We start from the raw sequence: 1,540 nt of genomic DNA, 5'->3' as shown, positions 1-1,540 counted from the left end.
GATAAATTGGTTGATGCAAAAAATATTATGTCATTGTTGATGTTGGGTGCTGGTAAAGGCACAACATTAAGATTGGTGATTGATGGTGCTGATGAAGAAAAAGCACTGGAAGAAATTCAAACGCTGTTCGCAGCAAAATTTTATGAGGCAGAGTAATCGTGGCACGTGGTACCCAACAACGTTATACAGATGAAGATTTTGAGTCATTAGAAGGACGTGCGAGTAGAACCGAGCAAAAAAAAGCTGTGCAACGTATGGCTGCTTTAGGTGAGCAATTGGCTCAACTCAATCCAAAACAAATTCAAAAGCTTCCTGTCGATGAGCGTTTGATTGATGCATTACTTGAAGTGCAGAAGATCAGTTCATTTGAAGCACGCCGTCGTCAGTTTCAACGTGTTGGTAAGTTATTGCGTAATGAAAATGAAACCACGATTTTATCTTATTTGACACCGCAACAAGGTGCTAAAAAACAAATGCAATTGATGCGTTGGGTCGATCGAATGATTGATCAAGGTGATCCAATCATTAATGAGTTTAGTAAAGTGTTTAATGCTTCTGAACGCCATACTTTGCGTCAGCATGTTTTACGCATTCATCGAGATATCAAACAGCAGGTGAGTGAAGAAGAACTTGCCGCATCCAAGCTCAAATTTGTGAACTATGTACAGCAAGTCGCCTTGTTATCTGATCAAGGTTAAAGCCAAAAGAAGTTTCAGTTGAAACTTCTTTTTATTTTTAAGCATTAATTCTCAAACGAAACGCTAGCTCGTTCTTTTGCCCACTCTCTTAAAATAAATTTTTGTAATTTGCCTGTCGATGTTTTCGGAATCTCAGTAATCACCACATCTTTAGGAACTTTAAAGCGAGCCAGTTCTTTTTGGCAATGTGCAATAATTTCTTCTGCGGAAGCAGATGCACCTTGCTTCAACTCAATAAATGCACAAGGCACTTCTTGCCAACGTTCATCAGGTTTTGCGACCACTGCGGCGGTGAGTACAGCAGGGTGGCGGTAAAGTACATCTTCGACTTCGAGCGATGAAATATTTTCACCACCTGAAATGATAATATCTTTAGAGCGATCAGTAATTTTGGCATAACCATCAGGATGGCAAACGGCTAGATCTCCTGTATGAAACCAACCACCTTTAAAAGCTTCTTCAGTCGCTTGTGGATTTTTGAGATAACCTTTCATCACGATATTACCACGGAACATAATTTCGCCCATGGTTTGTCCATCATTCGGTACGGGTTGCATCGTTTCAGGATCAAGTACTCGCATACTGTCTTGGAGTGGATAAGGAACACCTTGACGAGAATGAAGTTGAGCCTGTTCTTGAATAGATAAGTCACTCCATCCTGCTTGCGAAGCACATAATGCCGATGGGCCATAGGTTTCTGTCAAACCATAGACATGATTAACATTAATTCCAATATGGCGCATACCTTCAATAATCGCAACGGGCGGGGCAGCTCCAGCAACCATGACTTCAACATGGTGGTTGAAAGCTGTTTTTTGTTCTGCTGGAGTATTGATGAGCAT

The 1,540-nt window shown here is 40.9% G+C and carries 3 protein-coding genes; 2 read left to right on the top strand and 1 reads right to left on the bottom strand.

What is annotated here, in order from left to right; all coding sequences use genetic code 11:
- Together B4F08_RS11695 and yjgA are read left to right on the top strand one after the other, a co-directional pair.
- Positions 1–156, top strand: a 156-nt coding sequence (locus B4F08_RS11695; protein ID WP_291374446.1) for an HPr family phosphocarrier protein, incomplete at its 5' end; no start/stop codon positions are given.
- Between the two features lie 2 nt (positions 157–158).
- Entirely contained in the window at positions 159–698 is a 540-nt protein-coding gene (gene yjgA, locus B4F08_RS11690) for a ribosome biogenesis factor YjgA (protein ID WP_005164369.1), read from the top strand.
- Between the two features lie 44 nt (positions 699–742).
- Here the strand turns inward: yjgA and B4F08_RS11685 are convergent.
- A partial coding sequence (locus B4F08_RS11685) for an AMP-binding enzyme (protein ID WP_291374444.1) occupies positions 743–1,540 on the bottom strand: 798 nt, incomplete at its 5' end.

This window comes from Acinetobacter sp. UBA6720, assembly GCF_002454215.1.
Classification (GTDB): Bacteria; Pseudomonadota; Gammaproteobacteria; order Pseudomonadales; family Moraxellaceae; genus Acinetobacter.
This window is presented reverse-complemented; position numbering and strand designations above follow the sequence as displayed.